13 protein-coding genes are annotated in these 18,837 nt (G+C 57.5%); 10 read left to right on the forward strand and 3 right to left on the reverse strand.

All coding sequences use genetic code 11. The annotated features are described in order from the left end of the window. The first annotated feature begins 289 nt into the window (after positions 1-289). The 3 genes from OCY70_RS10960 (at position 290) to OCY70_RS10970 (ending at position 4,541) form a co-directional block, all read left to right on the forward strand. Positions 290-736, forward strand: a complete 447-nt coding sequence (locus OCY70_RS10960) for an ArsR/SmtB family transcription factor (protein WP_373871438.1) — start codon at positions 290-292, stop codon at positions 734-736. Continuing rightward, the gene (locus tag OCY70_RS10965; RefSeq protein ID WP_213427414.1) at positions 702-2,978 is read left to right on the forward strand and encodes a heavy metal translocating P-type ATPase; all 2,277 of its coding nucleotides are present in this window, start codon (positions 702-704) and stop codon (positions 2,976-2,978) included. Before OCY70_RS10960 ends, OCY70_RS10965 begins: the two co-directional genes overlap by 35 nt. A 246-nt stretch (positions 2,979-3,224) precedes the next feature. After that, positions 3,225-4,541 carry a cell wall-binding repeat-containing protein gene (locus tag OCY70_RS10970; RefSeq protein WP_213427413.1) on the forward strand — a complete coding sequence of 439 codons (1,317 nt, stop codon included), beginning with the start codon at positions 3,225-3,227 and terminating at the stop codon, positions 4,539-4,541. A gap of 90 nt (positions 4,542-4,631) precedes the next feature. Here OCY70_RS10970 and OCY70_RS10975 read toward each other — a convergent pair whose 3' ends face one another. Next, complete coding sequence (locus OCY70_RS10975; protein WP_213427412.1) at positions 4,632-4,946, reverse strand: class I SAM-dependent methyltransferase; 315 nt, start codon at positions 4,944-4,946, stop codon at positions 4,632-4,634. A gap of 237 nt (positions 4,947-5,183) precedes the next feature. On the opposite strand from OCY70_RS10975, the gene OCY70_RS10980 reads away from it, so the two are divergent. The 5 genes from OCY70_RS10980 to OCY70_RS11000 all read left to right on the forward strand — a co-directional run bounded on the left by OCY70_RS10980 (position 5,184) and on the right by OCY70_RS11000 (position 11,528). Continuing rightward, positions 5,184-5,912 (forward strand): DsbA family protein, encoded by a 729-nt coding sequence (locus tag OCY70_RS10980; protein ID WP_249724806.1) that lies wholly within the window; start codon positions 5,184-5,186, stop codon positions 5,910-5,912. Between the two features lie 20 nt (positions 5,913-5,932). After that, entirely contained in the window at positions 5,933-6,355 is a 423-nt protein-coding gene (locus tag OCY70_RS10985; protein ID WP_213427411.1) for a disulfide oxidoreductase, read from the forward strand. Positions 6,356-6,395: 40 nt separating this feature from the next. Beyond that, positions 6,396-7,667, forward strand: a complete 1,272-nt coding sequence (locus OCY70_RS10990; protein WP_213427410.1) for a methyl-accepting chemotaxis protein — start codon at positions 6,396-6,398, stop codon at positions 7,665-7,667. 206 nt (positions 7,668-7,873) lie between these two features. Beyond that, positions 7,874-9,622 (forward strand): glycoside hydrolase family 35 protein, encoded by a 1,749-nt coding sequence (locus tag OCY70_RS10995; protein ID WP_213427409.1) that lies wholly within the window; start codon positions 7,874-7,876, stop codon positions 9,620-9,622. A 160-nt stretch (positions 9,623-9,782) separates the two neighbouring features. After that, entirely contained in the window at positions 9,783-11,528 is a 1,746-nt protein-coding gene (locus OCY70_RS11000) for a DUF4091 domain-containing protein (protein ID WP_213427408.1), read from the forward strand. A 751-nt stretch (positions 11,529-12,279) separates the two neighbouring features. Here the strand turns inward: OCY70_RS11000 and OCY70_RS11005 are convergent. Beyond that, on the reverse strand, positions 12,280-13,323 hold the full coding sequence (locus tag OCY70_RS11005) for an alpha/beta hydrolase (RefSeq protein WP_213427407.1): 1,044 nt from the start codon (positions 13,321-13,323) through the stop codon (positions 12,280-12,282). 178 nt (positions 13,324-13,501) lie between these two features. On the opposite strand from OCY70_RS11005, the gene OCY70_RS11010 reads away from it, so the two are divergent. Both OCY70_RS11010 and asnB read left to right on the forward strand, forming a co-directional pair. Next, the gene (locus OCY70_RS11010; RefSeq protein ID WP_213427406.1) at positions 13,502-15,034 is read left to right on the forward strand and encodes a cobyrinate a,c-diamide synthase; all 1,533 of its coding nucleotides are present in this window, start codon (positions 13,502-13,504) and stop codon (positions 15,032-15,034) included. Between the two features lie 148 nt (positions 15,035-15,182). Beyond that, positions 15,183-17,033, forward strand: coding sequence for an asparagine synthase (glutamine-hydrolyzing) (gene asnB, locus OCY70_RS11015; RefSeq protein WP_213427405.1), 1,851 nt, complete (start codon positions 15,183-15,185; stop codon positions 17,031-17,033). A gap of 272 nt (positions 17,034-17,305) precedes the next feature. On the opposite strand, the gene OCY70_RS11020 is transcribed toward asnB, so the two are convergent. Continuing rightward, positions 17,306-18,733, reverse strand: a complete 1,428-nt coding sequence (locus OCY70_RS11020; RefSeq protein ID WP_213427404.1) for a radical SAM/SPASM domain-containing protein — start codon at positions 18,731-18,733, stop codon at positions 17,306-17,308. Positions 18,734-18,837: the final 104 nt, after the last annotated feature.

Consider the following 18,837-nt stretch of genomic DNA (forward strand, 5'->3'; position numbering starts at 1 on the left):
CGTCAGGAGAGAATCCCTCGTTCCTGGCGGTTTTGTGCTGTATAACAAGATAAATGGGAAACTGGGAGATAATGAAGACAAGCTCTGCTTGGTGCGGATGTAAAGCATCTCGCATAAAAATAAATTTATAGTCAAACGTTCGCTTGAATATTAGAGGGAGATCGGATATAGTACAGACAAGGACATATTCAATCATTCGTTTGATTGTTTGAAGAGTGTTCCATTATACTTATTCTTTTACGATTTCATGTTCTATATTGAGCCCCACATTACGAAATGGAATGGAGTGGTGACCTTGTTGGAAGAGAAACGGCAGCAAGCCGATATGAACGGCTCCGGAACAAGCAAAGAAGACGTGTGCGATATTGTGTGCTATGACGCGGAGAAGATTCGGAAGCTGCAAGGACGGGTGCAGGAGGAAGAGGTTCAAGGGATGGCGCAGATGTTCAAGGCGCTGTCCGATCCGACGCGGATGAAGATGGCGTGGCTGCTGGACGAGGGCGGCGAGCTGTGCGTATGCGACATGTCCATCCTGACGAAGCAGTCGATTGCGACCGCGTCGCATCATTTGCGCCTGATGAAGTCGCTGGGGATCGCGACCTCGCGCAAGGAAGGGAAGAATGTCTTCTATTCCCTGGCCGACCACCATATTCGGACCTTGATTCGCATGACATTGGAGCATATGAGGGAGGAACATTGCCATGAAGACACAGGAGCGGGAGAGAACAGAAGCTGACGAACGCGTTGTCTATAAAGTGCAAGGCCTGTCCTGCGCCAATTGCGCGGCCGGGCTGCAGGAGGAGATCCGCAAGCTGGAGTTCGGGGAAGATACCGTGCTCAGCTATAACAGTTCAACCTTGAAAATGCACCGCCAGATCGATATGGATAAAGTGCGGCGCATCCTCCGCTCGGACGGGGCGCGATTGGTGGAAGCTTCGCAAGCGGCCGGAGCGGCGGCCGCCGGCGGCCATGCCCACGGTCATTCGCACGGAGACGGCTGCTGCTCCGAAGGAGGGCACAGCCATGATCACGGGCATCACGATGCGGAAGGACACGGCCATGGCCATGATCACAGCCATGGCAATATGAATCGGATGAAATGGTTTCTCGGCATTTCCGGCGTCTTGTACTTATCGACCTTCGTACTGGACGGCCGCCTGCCGGGCCCCGTCCTCATTGTCATCTATCTGGCTGCGATGGCGCTTAGCGGCTATGTGACGTTTTTGAAGGGCGCCCGCAATCTGCTGCGGTTGCGCTTTACGATGGATACGCTGATGACGGTTGCGCTGACCGGAGCGGTACTCATCGGGGAATGGAAGGAAGCGACGCTGGTCGCGATTCTGTTCGGGCTGAATGAGATGCTGGAAGGCTACGGCATGGAACGGGCCCGCCGTTCGATGGAGTCGCTGCTTGCCGTCGCTCCGAAGGAAGCGACCGTCATCCGGAGTGAGCAGACGGTATCGATTCCGATCGAGCAGTTGGCCGTTGGCGATATCGTACTCGTCCGCCCGGGCGAGAAGATTCCGTCCGACGGGACGGTCATGGAAGGGCGCAGCGCTGTCGATGAAGCGGCGATTACGGGGGAATCGCTTCCCGTCGCCAAGGAAGTCCAGGACGCCGTCTTCGGCGGCAGCGTGAATACGGACGGGGTACTGAAGGTTCGGATCGATAAAGCGTACGAGGATTCGTCGCTCGCCAAGATTTTGCACCTCGTGCAGGAGGCGCAGGACACGAAGACGCCGACGGAGCTGTTCATCGATCGCTTCGCCAAGGTGTACACCCCGATTATTATGGCCGTCGCGGCGCTTGTCATCCTTATCCCGCCCCTGTTCTTTGACGGGGATTGGTATAAATGGCTGTATCAAGGATTGGCGGTGCTGATTGTCGGCTGTCCTTGCGCCCTGGTGCTGTCGTCGCCGATCGCCATTGTCAGCGGCATCACCCGGAACGCCCGCAACGGGATTCTCGTCAAAGGCGGCGTTCATCTGGAGCAGCTCGGCAAAATCGAGGCGCTGGCCTTCGACAAGACCGGGACGCTGACCAAAGGCGAGCCGGCCGTTCACGAGGAAGCCGTCTATGATGCCGGCCGCTTCTACCGGATTGCCGGCGCGGTCGAGCAGGCTTCGCTTCATCCGCTGGCGAAGGCGATTATACGTCATCTGGAAGCGAAGCAAGAGGCGGCGTTCGAAGAGCCGTCGGAGAGCGAGACCGTGCCCGGGGAAGGCATCCGGGCGGTTGTGGGCGGTTCCGTGTATTGGGTGGGCAGCGAGCGCGTGCTGGACATCGTCCAGGCGAGCGGAGCGGCCGCCGAGCGCATCCGGAACGCCCGGGACGAAGCGGAGCGCATGAAGGCGAAGGGCTTGACCCTGGTCGCCGTCGTCTCCGAGCGGGACGGGGAGCCGCTGGGCCTGTTCGGGCTCGCCGACGAGATTCGTCCGGAGAGCCGCGCTACCGTGGCCGCGCTGCATGAAGCCGGCGTGAAGCATACGGTGATGCTGACGGGCGACCACGCCCAATCGGCCAAGCAGGTCGCGGATGAGGTCGGGGTGACCGACTGGTTCGCGCAGCTGCTGCCGCAGCAGAAGGTCGGCAAGATTAAGGAGCTGGCCGCGAAGTACAAGGTCGCCATGGTCGGCGATGGCATCAACGATGCGCCGGCGCTCGCCTCTGCCCAGCTCGGCATCGCCATGGGCAAAGGGACGGACAGCGCCGTCGAGACGGCCGATATCGTGCTGATGCAGGATCACCTCGGCAAGCTGCCGAACGCGATCCGGATCTCGAAGCACGTCAACCGGATTATCCGCTGGAATATCGGCATCGCGCTCGGCTTGAAGATTGCGGCGCTGCTGCTCACCATTCCAGGACTGCTTACGCTCTGGATCGCGATTCTGTCGGATATGGGAGCGACGATCCTGGTCACGCTGTTGGGCTTGACCATTCTGCTCGGCAAAGATAAAGACGTGGCCGGCGCCAAATAAAACGGAGCTTGCTAAAACGGAGCTTGCCTTAACGATATTGAGACCTTCCCTTGATGTCTCCGGAGGAGACGCGAGGGGAGGTCTTTTTTTGCTGTTAGGGCGCACGTGGTTGGGATGGCGGAGCACAAGGGTAAGGAAGGACAGGCTGAACGGTGACCGAACAAGCAGGCGGAGGCGGGATCGTGTAAATGGAACCAACTATGGAAATAACTTTACAGAATGTATGAAGGAAGGAGTGGCTGTGTAATGACAACAATCGAACAGGGCGATCGCCCAAGCCGCTGCAGAGCCCGGGGGGCGGCATGGAGGCGGGCGCTTCATGCGATGCGGGGACAGGGACAGCCCTTCAGGCGGACTGCCCGTCTGCCTTTGACAGCCGTCCTGCTTGCCGGCGTCCTGCTGCTTGCTGCGGGCTGCGAGAAGAGCGAGCCGGTGTCCGGAGAGGCCGCGTTCCATGCCGGGGAGCCGCTGGCGGAGGAGCGGGCGCACGATGCCCCTTGGATTGCCATGAAAAATATGGTTCGCATCAATACAAACGATCCGGTGAAGGCCGCGGTCTACGTATCGCGCACGGTATGGCCGGCCGGCACGGATAATCAGCGGCCGAACGCCGTCGTGCTGGCGCCGAAGGAGGACTGGGCCGTTGCAATGGCGGCGGCCGATTTAATTCACTTCCCGAATAACGGGCCCTTGCTCTATCTCGATGCCGATGGCATTCCCGACGACACGTTGGCCGAGCTGAAGCGGCTGAAGCCTGTCGGCTCTCCCGACAATAACGGCATCCAGGCTCTTGTCGTCGGCAAGGTGAGTGATGACGTCCTGAAGGAGCTTCGCGGGCTGGACCTGAAGGTCGATGCGATTCCGGGCGACGATCCTGCCCGCGTGGCCTCGGCTATCGACGCCTATTATACACGCGTAAGCAAGGAGCAGCCGTCCTCGGTCATTATCGCTTCCAGCGAAGAGGCAGCCTACGCGATGCCGGCTGTCAACTGGATTGCCCATATGCCGGAACCGGTGCTCTACGTGTCCAAGCGAGGCATTCCGCAGGCGACCGCCGACGCCCTCTCCAAGCGGCGCAAAAAAGCGGTAATGTACGTGTTAGGCCCGAAGGAGCTCATTCCCGAGGAAGTGTTGGAGCAATTAAAGGCTTTTGGCAGAGTGGAGCGGATAGCGGCGGACAATCCGATCGATCTGGCGATTGCCTTCGCCAAGTACTACGATCCGCAGACAGGCTTCGGATGGAGGATTAGGACGCCGGGGCACAACTTCTCCTTCGTGCGTGAAGGAGATGAGGAACTGGCAGTCATTCAGGCGCCGTTCGCCCATCTGGGCAAGCACGCCCCGCTGCTGTGGACGAGCGGAGGCAAGGTCCCGCCGCAGGTGGAGGCGTATCTGGAATCCGTTCGCCCCCGCTATAAGCAGACGCCGGTGGAAGGGCCGTTCAATGCGGCCTGGCTTACCGGAGCGGCGGAGGCGGTGATGCCGAGCGTGCAGAGCGCCCTGGACGCGCTCCTGGAAATCGAGGCGCAGTCGGGAGCAGGGCATGGCAGCCACGGCCATTAAGCCTCGGTTCGTTGCCGCTGCTAGCTGCACGCCTAAGAGAAGAGCGCGCCGCGGATGATCCGCTCGCGCTCTCTTCACCCGCGCCGCGGCTTATGCGCCGCGAACCGCAGCCTGGCGTACTCCAAGGTCCATTTGTCTCCGCTGTACAATGAAGGAACCCGCGACAATGAACCGCAGCTCCGGGTATTTGCTGCGCGCCTGTGCAATCATCGCCTCCGACTTGTCGATGCCGACGACATGAGCCCCGCTCTCCCGGATGCGGGCCGTGAGATCTCCGGTGCCGCAGCCGATATCCAGCACCGCTTCCCCTGCCTTTGGCTGGAGCAGCCCAATCACATTTTGCCCATGGACGGACACGAACCCCAGCTTGCTGTCATACAGTTCAGGACGCCACTCGTCTGCCATTACTCGCTCACTCCTTTTCGGCTTCGGGATGGCTTGATTATGGCACAGACCTTTTTATTGATTAAATATATAAATCCTATTATCTTTATAATCAGATACAATAACCGAATTTATTATGTTAACAAACAGTGACATACCTCATAGATTTGAAGAGAAATTTTTTAAAACAAATGGAAAATTGCCCGTATATCTATTACAGTTAAGAAAGGAAGAAACAAGTAGAAAAGGGTGAATCCATTGGCAAAAACTACGAAACACCGACCGGCTTCAAGCTCGCGCAAAGGAAAAAAAGGGAATGATCGCGCCTTTTTGTTAATGATCCCCATTGCGATTGTCGTCTTGGGCGTTCTTATTTATGTCTTGAATCAGCAAGGGGAGAAAATGAAGCAGGAAGAGATGGCGAACCAGCCTCCGGTTGAATTCAACATCGAGGGACAGCCTACGCTCGGGAATGCCGATGCCGCCGTATCGATTGTGGAATTCGGCGATTATAAGTGCCCGGCCTGCAAAATATGGAACGAGACCATTTTCCCTCAATTGAAAGCGGACTATATCGATACCGGCAAAGTGAAGTTCACGTTTTTGAATAAGCTTGTCATAGCGCGCTCCGACTTGGCGGCCGAGGCGGCCGAAGAGGTGTATCGCCAGCAGCCGGAAGCATTCTGGTCGTTCCATCACGAGCTGTACCGCGCGCAGCAGGACGAAGGCAAGGACTGGGCGACCGCGCCGTTCCTCGTCGATTTCGCCCAGCGGACGGTGCCGGATCTCGATACGGCCCAACTTGAGAAGGCGCTTCAGGATCGCACGATGCGGGATGAAGTGACGAAGGACGAGCAGCAGGCGGCCCAGGCCCGGGTCAACAGCACGCCGACGCTGTTCGTGAACGGCGTGGAGTTCACCGGCCATATCCAGGATTATGAAGGCCTCAAAGCAATGATCGATAAAGCTTTGGAGCAGGCGAAATAAACGGAACTGGGGGAACCGTTATGTCGAGCATTCGACGATATGCTTTGCATCTTGCTTGGCTCGTCGCCGTCATCGCGACGGGCGGAAGCTTATATATGAGTGAAATTCTCCTCTGGGAGCCCTGCAAGCTGTGCTGGGTACAGCGTATCTTTATGTACTCGCTCGTTCTGCTGCTGGGGATTGCCGCTTACCGCGGCGACCGGGGGATTTTCCGCTATACCTTGCCGCTGTCGATAATCGGGGGCTCGGTGTCCATTTATCATTACATGGTGCAAAAAGTTCCCGGCATGGAGGAAATTTCGCCTTGCCGGACCGGCGTGCCTTGCGGTTCCGATTACCTTGATTTATTCGGTTGGATTACGATTCCGTTGCTGGCACTCGTTGCTTTTGTCTTGATTACGATCCTGTTGTTCACCGCGAGTAAGGACGAATCCGAAGAGTAGAGACAAGCCAACCGTTCATCAATCATGGGGAGATGACAAGATGAAATTCGGATTTCAGACGAAAATGGTGTTGGGTTTGCTGATCGTATCAGCGGTCACGTATGCGACCAGCGGTTTTTTCATCTTTATTTTGAAGCCGGTATTGGCGCCGGATATGAACACCGTAGTCTATGATGCCATTATTTTTGCGCTTGGCATCTTCTGGACATGCTTTCTCGGCTGGCTGGCCGCCCGCTTCGTCGTCAAGCCGCTGACCCAGTTGGCGAAGGCGGCTGACGAAGCGGCGCAGGGCAATCTGAATGTCGACATTCCGGACTACCATTTCCATGATGAGATTCGCATTCTCGTCGAATCGTTCGGGACGATGATCTGCAACCTGCGGAGCATGATTGCGGAGATTAAGCAGAGCGTGGAGATTGCGACGCGCAATACGGAGATGCTGGGGGATGCGATGACGTCGGCAGCCGAGCAGATTGAGCATATTTCACGAACGGCGGAGGAGATGAACCGGGGGGCCGAGCAGCAGGCTGAATGGACGGCCGAATCGGCGGCCACGGTCGAGCGGATCCATGAATCCGCGTTGGACGTGCAGCGCCAGGCCAGCGACACCGAGCGGATGACCTCCGACATGCTGGGAGCGCTGGCCGCCAGCGAGGACATGCTCAAGTCGATCATCGACGGCATGCTTCATGCCGCCGAATCCGGCCAAGCCTCCATTCAGACGGTGGAGCGCCTGAATGATCAGGCTGCCCAGATTGGGGATATTTCCATTGCCGTACGCGAGATTGCGGATCAGACGCATCTTCTCGCCCTGAATGCGTCCATCGAAGCGGCCCGGGCCGGAGAGCAGGGCGCCGGCTTCGCGGTTATCGCCTCCCAGGTGCGCAAGCTTGCCGAGCAGAGCGCCGAAGCCGTCGGCAGCATTAACGAGCGCATCGTACATATGCAGGCCCAGGTTGAAGAAGCGGTTCGCCTGATTACCGCCCAGGTGGAGATGGTCAGCGTCGAAGCGGGTAAAAAAGACGATGCCGCAGAAGCGCTTCACACGATTGCGGAAGTGACCCGGCGGGCCTCCTCCTCGATGCGCGATATCGCGTCGGCGGTCGGACGGCAGACCGAGCAATTTGCAGCTACCCTGGGGCAGACGAAGCAGATGGCCGTCGTCGTGGGAGAAATGGCGTCAGGCACGAGGCAGGTGGCGAGCGCCACGCAGGAGCAGACCGCGATGATGCAGGAAATCGCCGCATCCTCGGAGGTGCTGCGCGAGCAGGCAGCGCGCTTGAAGCGGCAGACGGAAGTGTTCCGGGGCTGAGCCGCAAGCCGAATGGAATAAGGGAATTGAACGAGACTTGCACCGCCGTGAGCGAGGCAAGTCTTTTTTTGCAACATTTGTGCATGCAGGTGGTAAAAAAATTGCATGTTCATTTGCCCGAAAACCGCTATCATGAAGGTAAGATCTGCTGCAGAATTGAAGGAGCAGGTAGGATACAGGATGATATCGGCGAAGGAGAGAAGACAATGACAACGCTTTCTTATGACAAAGGGCAATTTACGATGGGGGACCGTCCCATTCAGCTTATTTCCGGTGCGATGCATTATTTTCGCGTAGTGCCGTCCTATTGGGAGGATCGCCTGCGCAAAATCAAGGCGATGGGCTGCAACTGCATCGAGACGTACGTAGCCTGGAATGTGCATGAGCCGCGCGAGGGCGAGTTCCAGTTCGAAGGCATGGCGGATGTGGCGAAATTCGTCCGCCTCGCCGGCGAGCTTGGCTTGTATGTGATTGTCCGTCCAAGCCCGTATATTTGCGCCGAGTGGGAATTCGGCGGTCTGCCGGCCTGGCTGTTGAAGGATGACATGAGATTGCGCTGCAACGATCCGCGCTTCTTGGAGAAGGTGGCGGCATATTATGATGCGCTGCTTCCTCAATTGACGCCGCTGTTGGCGACCAAGGGGGGGCCGATTATTGCCGTTCAGATCGAGAATGAATATGGAAGCTACGGCAACGACCAGGCTTATCTGCAAGCGCAGCGTGCGATGCTGATCGAGCGCGGAGTCGACGTGCTGCTGTTCACCTCGGACGGCCCTCAGGATGATATGCTGCAGGGAGGCATGGCCGAAGGGGTGCTCGCGACCGTCAACTTCGGTTCCCGCCCGAAGGAAGCGTTCGACAAGCTGCGAGAGTACCAGCCGGATGGGCCGCTCATGTGTATGGAATATTGGAACGGCTGGTTCGACCATTGGTTCGAACCGCATCATACCCGCGATGCTGAGGATGCGGCCCGCGTGCTTGACGACATGCTCGGCATGGGCGCCTCCCTCAATTTCTATATGGTGCACGGGGGAACGAACTTCGGGTTCGGCAGCGGCGCCAACCACAGCGAGAAATATGAGCCGACCGTAACAAGCTATGATTATGATGCCGCGATTAGCGAGGCCGGGGATTTGACGCCGAAGTTCCATGCGTTCCGCGAAGTTATCGGTAAGTACGTTTCTCTTCCGGAAGGGGAGCTGCCGGCAAATACGCCGAAGGCGGACTATGGCTCCGTCCCGGTCACTCGCCGCGTGAAGCTGTTCGATACGCTGGAGCCGATGACGGAGGTCCGGGACAGCATCTGCCCGGAGCCGATGGAGAAGTACGGTCAGAACAACGGCTTCATCGTATATTCGACTCGCGTCAGCGGACCGCGTCCGGAGAGCCGGTTAACGATTCAGGATGTGCGGGATCGGGCGCTCGTCTTTCTTGATCGCAAGCTGATCGGCGTCGTGGAGCGCTGGAATCCGCAATCGATTCCGGTCACGGTTCCGAAAGGCGGAGCCCAGTTAGACATCCTGGTCGAGAATATGGGCCGGGTCAACTACGGGCCTCAACTGTACGATCGCAAAGGCATTACGCATGGCGTGCGCCTGAACGGACAGTTCCTGTTCCACTGGCAGGTCCGTTCGCTGGAGCTGGAGACGCTTGCCGGCTTGAGCTTCGATGCCGGCGCTGCGGCATGGGAAGAGGAGCAGCCCGGATTCTATGAAGCGAAGCTCGTTATTGAGGAAGAACCGAAGGACACCTTCCTTCGGCTGAACGGATGGACGAAGGGCGTGGTCTTCGTGAACGGCTTCAATCTGGGGCGTTATTGGGAAGTAGGCCCGCAGCAAACGCTCTATGTTCCGGCGCCGCTGCTGCGCCAGGGCGAGAATGAAATCATCGTCTTCGAGCTCCATCGGGAAGGGGAGCCGCTGCGCTTTGAAGAAGCTCCGTCGCTGTCGAAATAAATAGGCTTTCGTTCATATAGATGGCAAAAATAGTGCATGTTCATTTCTCGTAAAATCGCTAGGAAGGGACTAGCTTTGTTGTTCACCTGCAATTCAAGTTCAAGCAGCAGCGGTTCGCCAGCGCCGTGAACCATGCGAGCGGCAGAGGAGTGAGAGCTCGATGTATATTGGCTTGAAAAATATGTTCCATAAGGAAACGCGCACATGGAAGGGATGGGCCCATTACACCCAGCACGCGGCGGACGGCAATGCCCCGTATGAGATAGCCAGTGGCCGGCGGGACAGCGCCGCGTTCCAGGTGCTTGTGGCGGACGAACAGCCTTTCCTGCTGACGGCGCGGCCGGATGCGCTGTTCTGGAAGGGAGGCGCGCTTCGCATCGCCCGAATCGAAGTGTTGGCCGAGGGCGTTCACGTTCGGCCGGAGATCAAGCTTGTCGGCTTCATCGAGGATGACGACGGCACGCCGAAGGCCGATCTGCTGCTGGAGGATGCCCATATTCATGTGCATGCCCGGCAGGTGCAGCCGGTATGGGTGGAATGGCATGCGGACGAGAAAATGAAACCGGGAACGTACGAAGGCAAGGTGCGCATCTGCACGCATACGTTGTTCGAGGACGAACAACTGGCAGGAGAATGCGGCTTCCGATGGACCGTCTTGCCGGAGACGCTGCCCGAGCCGCGCGATTACCGGTTTTATCTCGATTTGTGGCAGCATAGCTCCAATATTGCGCGCAAATACCATACCGGTTACTGGACGGAAGAGCATTTCTCCGTGCTGGATGCGTACCTGGAGAGCATGGCCGGGCTGGGGCAGAAGGCATTGACCGTCATTGTATCCGAGATTCCGTGGTCCGGACAGTTCTCGCATAACGACCGCGAGCCGTCCGATCTGTTCGAGTACAGCATCGTCGGCGTCAGCAGAAGCGCGGACGGCGTCTTCCATTATGATTTTTCCGCGCTGGACCGGTACATTGCGCTCGGAGAGAAGCATGGCATTCGCGAGGAGATTGAGGTCTTCGGGCTGTTGAACATTTGGCAGGAAGCCGAATCGGGATATGGCGCCATTGTCGAGGGGGCTCCAGACGGAGTGCGGGTCCGATACTACGACGAAGCGAGCGGAACATACCGCTTTATACGGGAAGAGCAGGACTTGAAGGCGTATGTTCAGGCGTTGGAGCAGCATTTTGTGGCGGCCGGCCGGATCGAGCGCGTCCGCATTTTGGCAGACGAGCCGGCTGAGTATGATCTGTTCCATCGCCGCCTCACATGGCTGCGCAGCGCGGCTCCTTCCTTCCGTTACAAGGTCGCGATCAACCATGTGGAATTTGTGGAAAAAGGCTTGGAGGGCGTATCCGATTATGTGCCCTTGTTCAATTGTGTCGTGAAGGAGCATGAACGGCTGATGGATCAGCGTTCGTCGATCGAGGGCAAGCTGCTCTATTACGTCTGCTGCAGCCCGGCCCGTCCGAATACGTTTCTGTCTTCTCCGCCGCTCGAGAGCCGGCTCATCGCCTGGTTCGCGGAGCGTCTCGGGACGGACGGCTTCTTGCGCTGGAACTACACCGTATGGCCCGATAAGCCGCTGGAGCGGATCGCTTACCGCTCTGAAATATGGAAGGCCGGAGATACGAACTTCGTCTACCCGGGCCCGCTCGGCAAGCCGCTGTTGTCCCTGCGTTACAAATGGCTGCAGCGCGGCATCCGCGACTATGAACTGATGCAGATCATGAAGGCAGGGGGCAAATCCGCCCAGGTGCAGGCCGCCCTCGATTGCGTCTTCCGTTATGGAGACATACAGGAATGCGATCCGGAGCGCGGAGCTTCTCCCGAAGCCATCTACAGCCTCAAGGCCGAAGATTACGACAGCCTGCTGTTCCAGCTTGCATCAGCCCCGGCTCAGGCGTAACAGATTGAATATGCAGCGGCACCCGAACTTGCGGATGCCGCTTTTAATTTTGGAGGAGGAGCGGCGAAAAGAGTAGGGGCGTGCGATGCTTATGGTCAATCTCCCCTCGGGTCAGAAAAGAAGTCGGGGCGTTCGAAACTTATGGACATTATCCCTATGGTTCAAAAAGGGGAACATGGTGCGAGTGGCCTTATGCATAATCTTCCCCCGGCTCAGAAAGAGAAGCGGGTGTTTGCCCCTTATAAGCAATCTCCCAATGGCTCAGAAATGACCTTTTCGGTAAAATGCAGATGCAGCTTATTCTTATTCGCCGTTTTTTCGTGAAAACGGGTCTTCGATCATATGTTGTAAAGGACGTATGCCGGCGATAGTTGAGCAGTTTTGCAAGAACAAAATGGCCATGGGGGTGCCTTGTTGATGTACCGCCTTGGCCCAAGTTATGAGTTAATGGGATATTGACCACAAGGACTTGAGAGGGGAGATCTGTGGAGCCGTAATCGTTGATAGGGAGGTAGACGGAGAGAAGGTGCTTATGGGCAATCTGATGGCAGTTCAGGAACAAATAGCCTGGTTAAGGCGCAGGTCCGGGTCGAGTTACTTGGATAAGGGGCCTTTTCTGTACGGGTAGATGGGGTGAGCATGTCTCCGTCATTGAGACAAGGCGAGAACGGAGGAACGTCCCCGAGGCTTCCGGTTCCGGGGACGAGTGCATGTCGGGCATGCACTCCCCGGCTTGCTTGACTGTGCTTCATCATGTAGCGCGTTGCATGGAAGCATGGGATTCATGATGCGCCTGGTAGGCGGGATACGGCTGCTGATCCGAGGCGGCGTCTTGATGCTTGCTCGGATCGATCTCCTCCATTTCGCGGGCGGTTGGGAGGCCGGTATGTTGGATGACGAACTGGGTCACCTTGTCGGCATACCGTTCTTTGTCGTAGCAATAGGCAACCCCATGGGTAGCTTCGTCTATCAGCAGCAGTTCCTTGGGCTCGGGCTTAGCCTCGTACATATCGATGCTCATCTGGGTAGGGACAAATATATCCGCTGCTCCGTGGATGAACAGGATTGGAAGCTTGCAGGTCCGCATGACCTTGATCGGGCTGACATCTCCCAAACGGAAGCCGGCTTTGCTTTCCAGCAGGATGTCGATCAGCTTCATGAAGGGCCAGGCCGGAAGGCGATTCAGGACGGTGACCTGATGGCGTATGAGCTCTGTCAGATCGGAATAGGGACAGTCGGCCACGATGAATTTCACGTGCGGATGAGGATTGGCTGCGTACTCCAGCACGGTGCCCCCGCCAAATGACTGTCCATGCAGCCCGATGGTGCAGTCCTTTCCTTTATTCGCGATAATCCAGTCTACCCAGGCTTCAATGTCGCGCTTTTCCTTCAATCCGAAGGTCGTGCGGATCCCTTCGCTCTGTCCGTGCCGCCGCTGATCGATCAGAAGGGCATTGTACCCGAGCTGGAAGAACATGTTCATGAATTGGGCCGACCACGGAAGGGCGGATGTGTATCCATGTACGATCATGACGATTCGATCGGAATAGGGATGCTTTTCAATGTAAGTGCCGTGAAGCTTCAATCCGTCGTGGCTGCGAATAAAAATTTCTTCTTTGTCGCAATCGTCGAATTCCTTTTTGCTGAAGACGCGATACTGCTCCAACAGCTCGAAGCAATTATCGTAGGTGGCCGGTTTTCTGCGGGTCATCTGGTAGACGGCATATCGCGGAACAATCCATGCGATTAGAACCAAGATAATGATGAGCGTGCAGGCCAGGAGGATGTAGATCATATCCGCGAGTTCCCCTTGTCAGTTATTGTCGATACGATGTTCCTAGGTTGTGCAGGGAAGTAGCAATTTACACATCCCCGGGCAAGGATGCTGCCATTTCGCCTAGCCGTTCATGATTGGCGTTCGCGGTAGAGGTTCTGTACAATGGGGAAAAAGAGATGCGAAAGGATAAGACACCATGTCCGAACTTCATTCAAATCATTCGACATTTATCGATCGTAATCCGAAAAAGGGGCCGCGCCGACTGCTTATCGCCGGAACCGGAAGCGGGACCGGAAAGACGACGGTCACCCTTGGACTAATGCGGGCGCTTACCCGTCGAGGCTGGAAGGTCCAACCGTTCAAATGCGGGCCGGATTATATCGATCCTACTTATCATACGGCCGTATGCGGAGTAAGCTCTCGCAATCTGGACGAATGGATGTGCGGGGCGGAAGCGATGAGGTCGACCTTCTTCCGCCATTCGGCGGCGGCGGATATCGCGCTCATCGAAGGCGTGATGGGGATGTACGACGGGCGGCGCGCCGACAGCGAGGAGGGGAGCGCGGCTTCGATTGCGAAGCATCTCGACTGCCCGGTGCTGCTCGTCATTGATGCGTCAGGCATGGGACGAAGCGCCGCGGCGATCGTGCTCGGCTTCCAGCAGCTTGATCCCGAGGTGCGCCTGGCAGGCGTCATCGCGAACCGGGTTGGCAGCGAGGGCCATGGCAAGCTGATCCGCGAAGCGGTAGAGCAGGTATGCGGCGTGCCGTTGGTAGGCTACGTGCTGCGGGAAGACGGGTTGCAGGTGCCGGAGCGGCATCTCGGTCTCGTCCCGGCCGTGGAGCGAGGCGGGCTGGAGACGCTGTTCGACCGGATGGCCGACGCCGTCGAGGCGCATACGGATATGGAGGCGCTGCTGCGCATCGCGGCGGTCGGTGCAGCGGAACGGGAAGAGACGGCCAAAGGCGGCGAGACCATGGAGCCGCCGGACGCGGCTCCCCTGTCCGCGAAGGAAGCGGCTGCGGCGGGAGGTGCCGGAACGGAGGCGCCGATCGCCGGGGCGGAGCGGCGGCTGCGGCTGGCGCTCGCTTATGATGCCGCGTTTCATTTCTATTACGCGGATAATCTTGAGATGCTCGAAGAGGCAGGCTTCGAACTGGTGCGCTTCTCGCCGCTCCTGGACGAGCCGGTGCCGGAGGATGCCGACGGGCTCTATATCGGTGGAGGGTTCCCGGAGGCGTTTGCCGAGCAGTTGGCGCGATGCGGCCGGACGCTCGGTTCGATCCGGGAAGCCGTGGAGGCGGGCATGCCGACATTCGCCGAATGCGGCGGGTACATGCTGCTGATGGATCGGCTCGTCACCGTCGACGGCGAAGTCTGCCCGCTGGCCGGTCTGCTTCCGGGCGAGACGCGGATGGGCACGAAGCTGGCCGCGCTGGGCTATCGGGAGGTGAGCGGCACGGACGGCAACTTCCTGCTTCGGGGCGGCACGGCGAGAGGACATGAGTTCCATTATTCGACGATCGAGGAGCCCAAGGCGGGGCCGAAGCAAGCTTACCCTCCGGCCTATCTGTCCCGGGGAAGGGCCGGAGAGAAACCGGAAGGAGCGGTTCATCCGGCCGGGCTTCCGCTCGTTGCAGGGTATACGCATCTGCATTTCGCGTCGAATCCGGAGATTGTGGCGAATTGGCGCGAGGCCTGTGTCGCATTTCGTCAAAAACGTATATAATGAATCAGTACGGGTCTAAAAATGTCAAGGCCTGTATACGATATCCAGCTAGCTATGCCGCGATTGCGGCAAGTGCCGACTAGCGCCAACTTTATGTTGACATACTTCATGCATATACGTATGCAATGATCGAAAGGATTTGGAACCGATGTGTGGCATTGCCGGAATCTATCATTTTCATGATCAACAACCATCCGAACATCTCATTCGCAGCATGATGGATTTGATCCATCACCGGGGACCGGACGATGCGAAGCTGTGGATCGGCGACCGGGTCGGCTTGGGCTTCCGCCGCCTGTCCATCATTGACGTTGCCGAGGGAGCGCAGCCGCTGAGCAACGAGGATGATTCGGTATGGATTATTTTTAATGGCGAGATTTATAACTATTTGGAGCTGCGTGAGGATCTGCTCAGCCGCGGCCATCAGTTCAAAACCAATACAGATACGGAATGTATCCTGCACCTGTATGAAGAATACGGAACCAAGTGCGTGAACCATCTCCGGGGGATGTTCGGCTTCGCGATCTGGGATCGGAACAAGCAGGAGCTGTTCCTGGCCCGCGATCATTTCGGCATCAAGCCGCTGTACTATTACATGAACGACGAGATGCTCGCCTTCGGCTCGGAGATCAAGAGCATTTTGGCCGTTCCGGGCGTGGCCCGTCAGGTCAATATGAATGGCTTTTACAACTATTTGACCTTCCAATACGTCCCCGATCCGGAGACGATGTACGCCGGCATCTACAAGCTGCCGCCGGCTCATTCGATGACGATTCCGCTGGGCGGGCAGCCGGTTATCGAGAAATATTGGGACCCGATGTTCGAACCGGTCGATCGCCCGCTTACGCAGGTTATCGACGAGATTCGCCACGTCATGCGCGATTCGGTAGAGCATCATCTGCACAGTGAGGTCGAACGCGGATGCTTCCTGTCGAGCGGCATCGACTCGACGATTACGTCCACGCTCATGCGTTCCATCGAGCCGATCAAGACGTTCAGCGTCGGCTTCGAGGGGGCGAACAATGAGACGATTATCGCCCGCGATACGGCCCGGCAGATCGATACCGAGCACTATGATCGGATCATTACGCAGGAGATGTATTTCGATGCAGTGCCGCGCGCGATCTGGCATCTGGACGAGCCTGTGGCCGATCCGTCCGCGATCGCGCTGTACGAGGTCGCGCGGCTGGCGAAGGAGCATGTAACGGTTGTGCTGTCCGGAGAAGGCGCGGACGAGCTGTTCGGCGGCTATCGCATCTACCGCGAGCCGCATTCGCTGCGCTATCTGTCCTGGATGCCGGAAGGAATGCAGCGCATGGTGAACAAGATGGTGCGCGCCATCCCGTTCACTTTCTACGGGAAAAACTACTTATTGCGGGGGACGACTCCGCTGGAGGAGCGCTTCCTGGGCAATGCCAATATTATGACCGACGATGCGAAGGCGGAGCTGCTGCGCGTCGGCGCGGAAGAGATAGCGGCCTATCAGAAGCCGTTCGATATCGCGCGCCGTTATTATGAACGCACCCGCCATCTCGATCCGGTATCGCGGATGCAATATATCGATATGAATCTGTGGATGCCGGGCGACATTCTGATGAAGGCGGACAAGCTGACGATGGCGCATTCGCTGGAGCTGCGCGTCCCGTTCCTGGATCGCAAAGTGTTCGACGTGGCCCGTACGATCCCTGCTTCCTGCCGGATTGCCGAGAAGACGACGAAGTACGCGCTGCGCAAAGCGATGGAGGGCATTATTCCGGATTCGGTGCTCCACCGGCCGAAGCTCGGCTTCCCTGTTCCGATGCGCGATTGGCTGCGCACAGAGCGGGCCGGCATCATGTGGGAGGAACTGGCCGCAAGCGGCATCGATCCGCTCGTCAACCTGAGCGCGGTGGAAGAGATGTTCAGCCGCCACCGCAACGGCCAGGGCGATTACTCCCGCAAAATCTGGGTGTTGTATGTGTTCGGCCTCTGGTACCGGACGTATATGCGCAAGCAATAATCCGGTGCCGGTATAAAGAATATAATGAGTTGAAAGGCGCTTCTCCTTTGGAGAGGCGCCTTTTTTTGGTGAGCCATCGTATGTATCAGGGCTCTTGAATAGATGTTCAGATTAGCTCAGGTTGCCCGGAACCGATTTGGATAAGCGTCCGGTTTTGACGGATGCAGGCTGAGCTGCGGGACGAATAATTTTCATTGAGGCCACCTCCTTTGCAGAATGATGCCGGCATGTTGCAGCCGTATTAACGGACGGGTAGCCCCTCTCGCGCACGTTCAGCGGGCGGCGGGCTCATGATTCCGGCATTGAAGCCATATGGTGCGCAGGACTTTCTTGATCTGGCGCTTCTCATAGGAACAAGGGCGGTTCCCTGTTCGCATCCGGTACAGCGGGCAATGGTTCCCTTGGCAGGCCGGACGGAAGAAGCAGGCTTGGCAGTTCGCATCGGTATCTTCTCCGGACGTCGTCCAGAGCGCCAGCTTGTCCATATCGAGGTCGAGCGTGCCGTCTGGATGAATGCGTCCCAATTGATTGTTCTCCTGCTCCAGCGCGACCGAGCATTTATAGAGGCGGCCATCCGAGCCGACAATCATGGAATTCGGCTTGGCGGCGTAACAGATCGCTCCCGTCGGCAGCAAAATATCATGGAGGAAGGAACTGACGTTAAGCCCTTCGTTAATGGCTTCCTCGTTCAGCGCCCATATTTCCTTATCCTTGGTGCGAGCGTCGCATACCGGGAGCGTAAGATCATTTTCCCCGCCCATACAGCCAACCGGACGAAAATAAACCGCAAACCGCTCGTCATCGCCGAACATGTCATGCAATGCCGGTATAAAGGAGTGGACGGCTTCCAGATTGCTGTTGTCGAAGTTGACCCGAATATTGATCTCGAATGGACGCTCCACCTGCTTGAGCGAGAGCAGGTTCGAGATGATGCGTTCATAGGTCGCTCCGCCTCCGGCTAATCCGCGCCGGGCGTTATGCACGTCTGCAGGGCCATCCAGCGTAATCATATAGCGATCGACATGCCAATCCAGAAGCTGCTCGAACCGCTCGCGCGTCAAGTAATAGCCGTTCGTTGAGATTTCCGCGTTGTAGGCTGCGTCATTCCGGCTGCACGCTTCGATGAATGCGCCGGACAGCCGCTCAATGACATGCGGCGCCAGCAGCGGCTCCCCGCCATGCCAACTGATGGTCAAGGCATTCAGCGTCTTGGCCCGCTGGGCGATATAAGCGGCCAGTCCTTCCATGACTTCATCGCGCATATTCCCGCGAGGGAAGGATTCATAGCAATATTGGCACCGGAAATTGCATGCTTCAGTCACGAGCAGCACGAGATGCATGGCATCGAGCCGGTGCATGGTCTGATGCAGAAATTGCGCCCGCCGCAGCTCATCCGTATCGGCCGGAACGAGGAAGCCATGTTCCCGCAGTTCCTTATATAATGGATGATCCGGCTCTTGATCCGCTCGGCCCGGTCGCAGCCATGACAGGACTTCCGTTCGTTCTTCTGCCGAGAAGGAGGCGATTGCTCCCGTGTAGCTGTTATAGAGAACAAGGCCGCCGTCATCCACCTGCGCCTGGGCGTTGAAGCGGGAAGGACGCCAACACCCCTGTGCGGCAGCGGACCGTTGCTCCTCCGTTTGCCGGGATCCAAGTTGCGTTGTTACATTTGAAGACTGCTGTTCTGCTTGGTCTGACATCGTACGTTCCCCATCCTTTTGCGTGCTTGAGACTTGAAAAAGCCTCTCTTATCATGCCGATATTGCCAGGGACAAGCAATGACGCCGGTCACGTTGGGTGTGAA

Origin of the sequence: Paenibacillus melissococcoides (assembly GCA_944800085.1) — a bacterium.
In the GTDB taxonomy this organism is placed as follows: domain Bacteria; phylum Bacillota; class Bacilli; order Paenibacillales; family Paenibacillaceae; genus Paenibacillus_B; species Paenibacillus_B melissococcoides.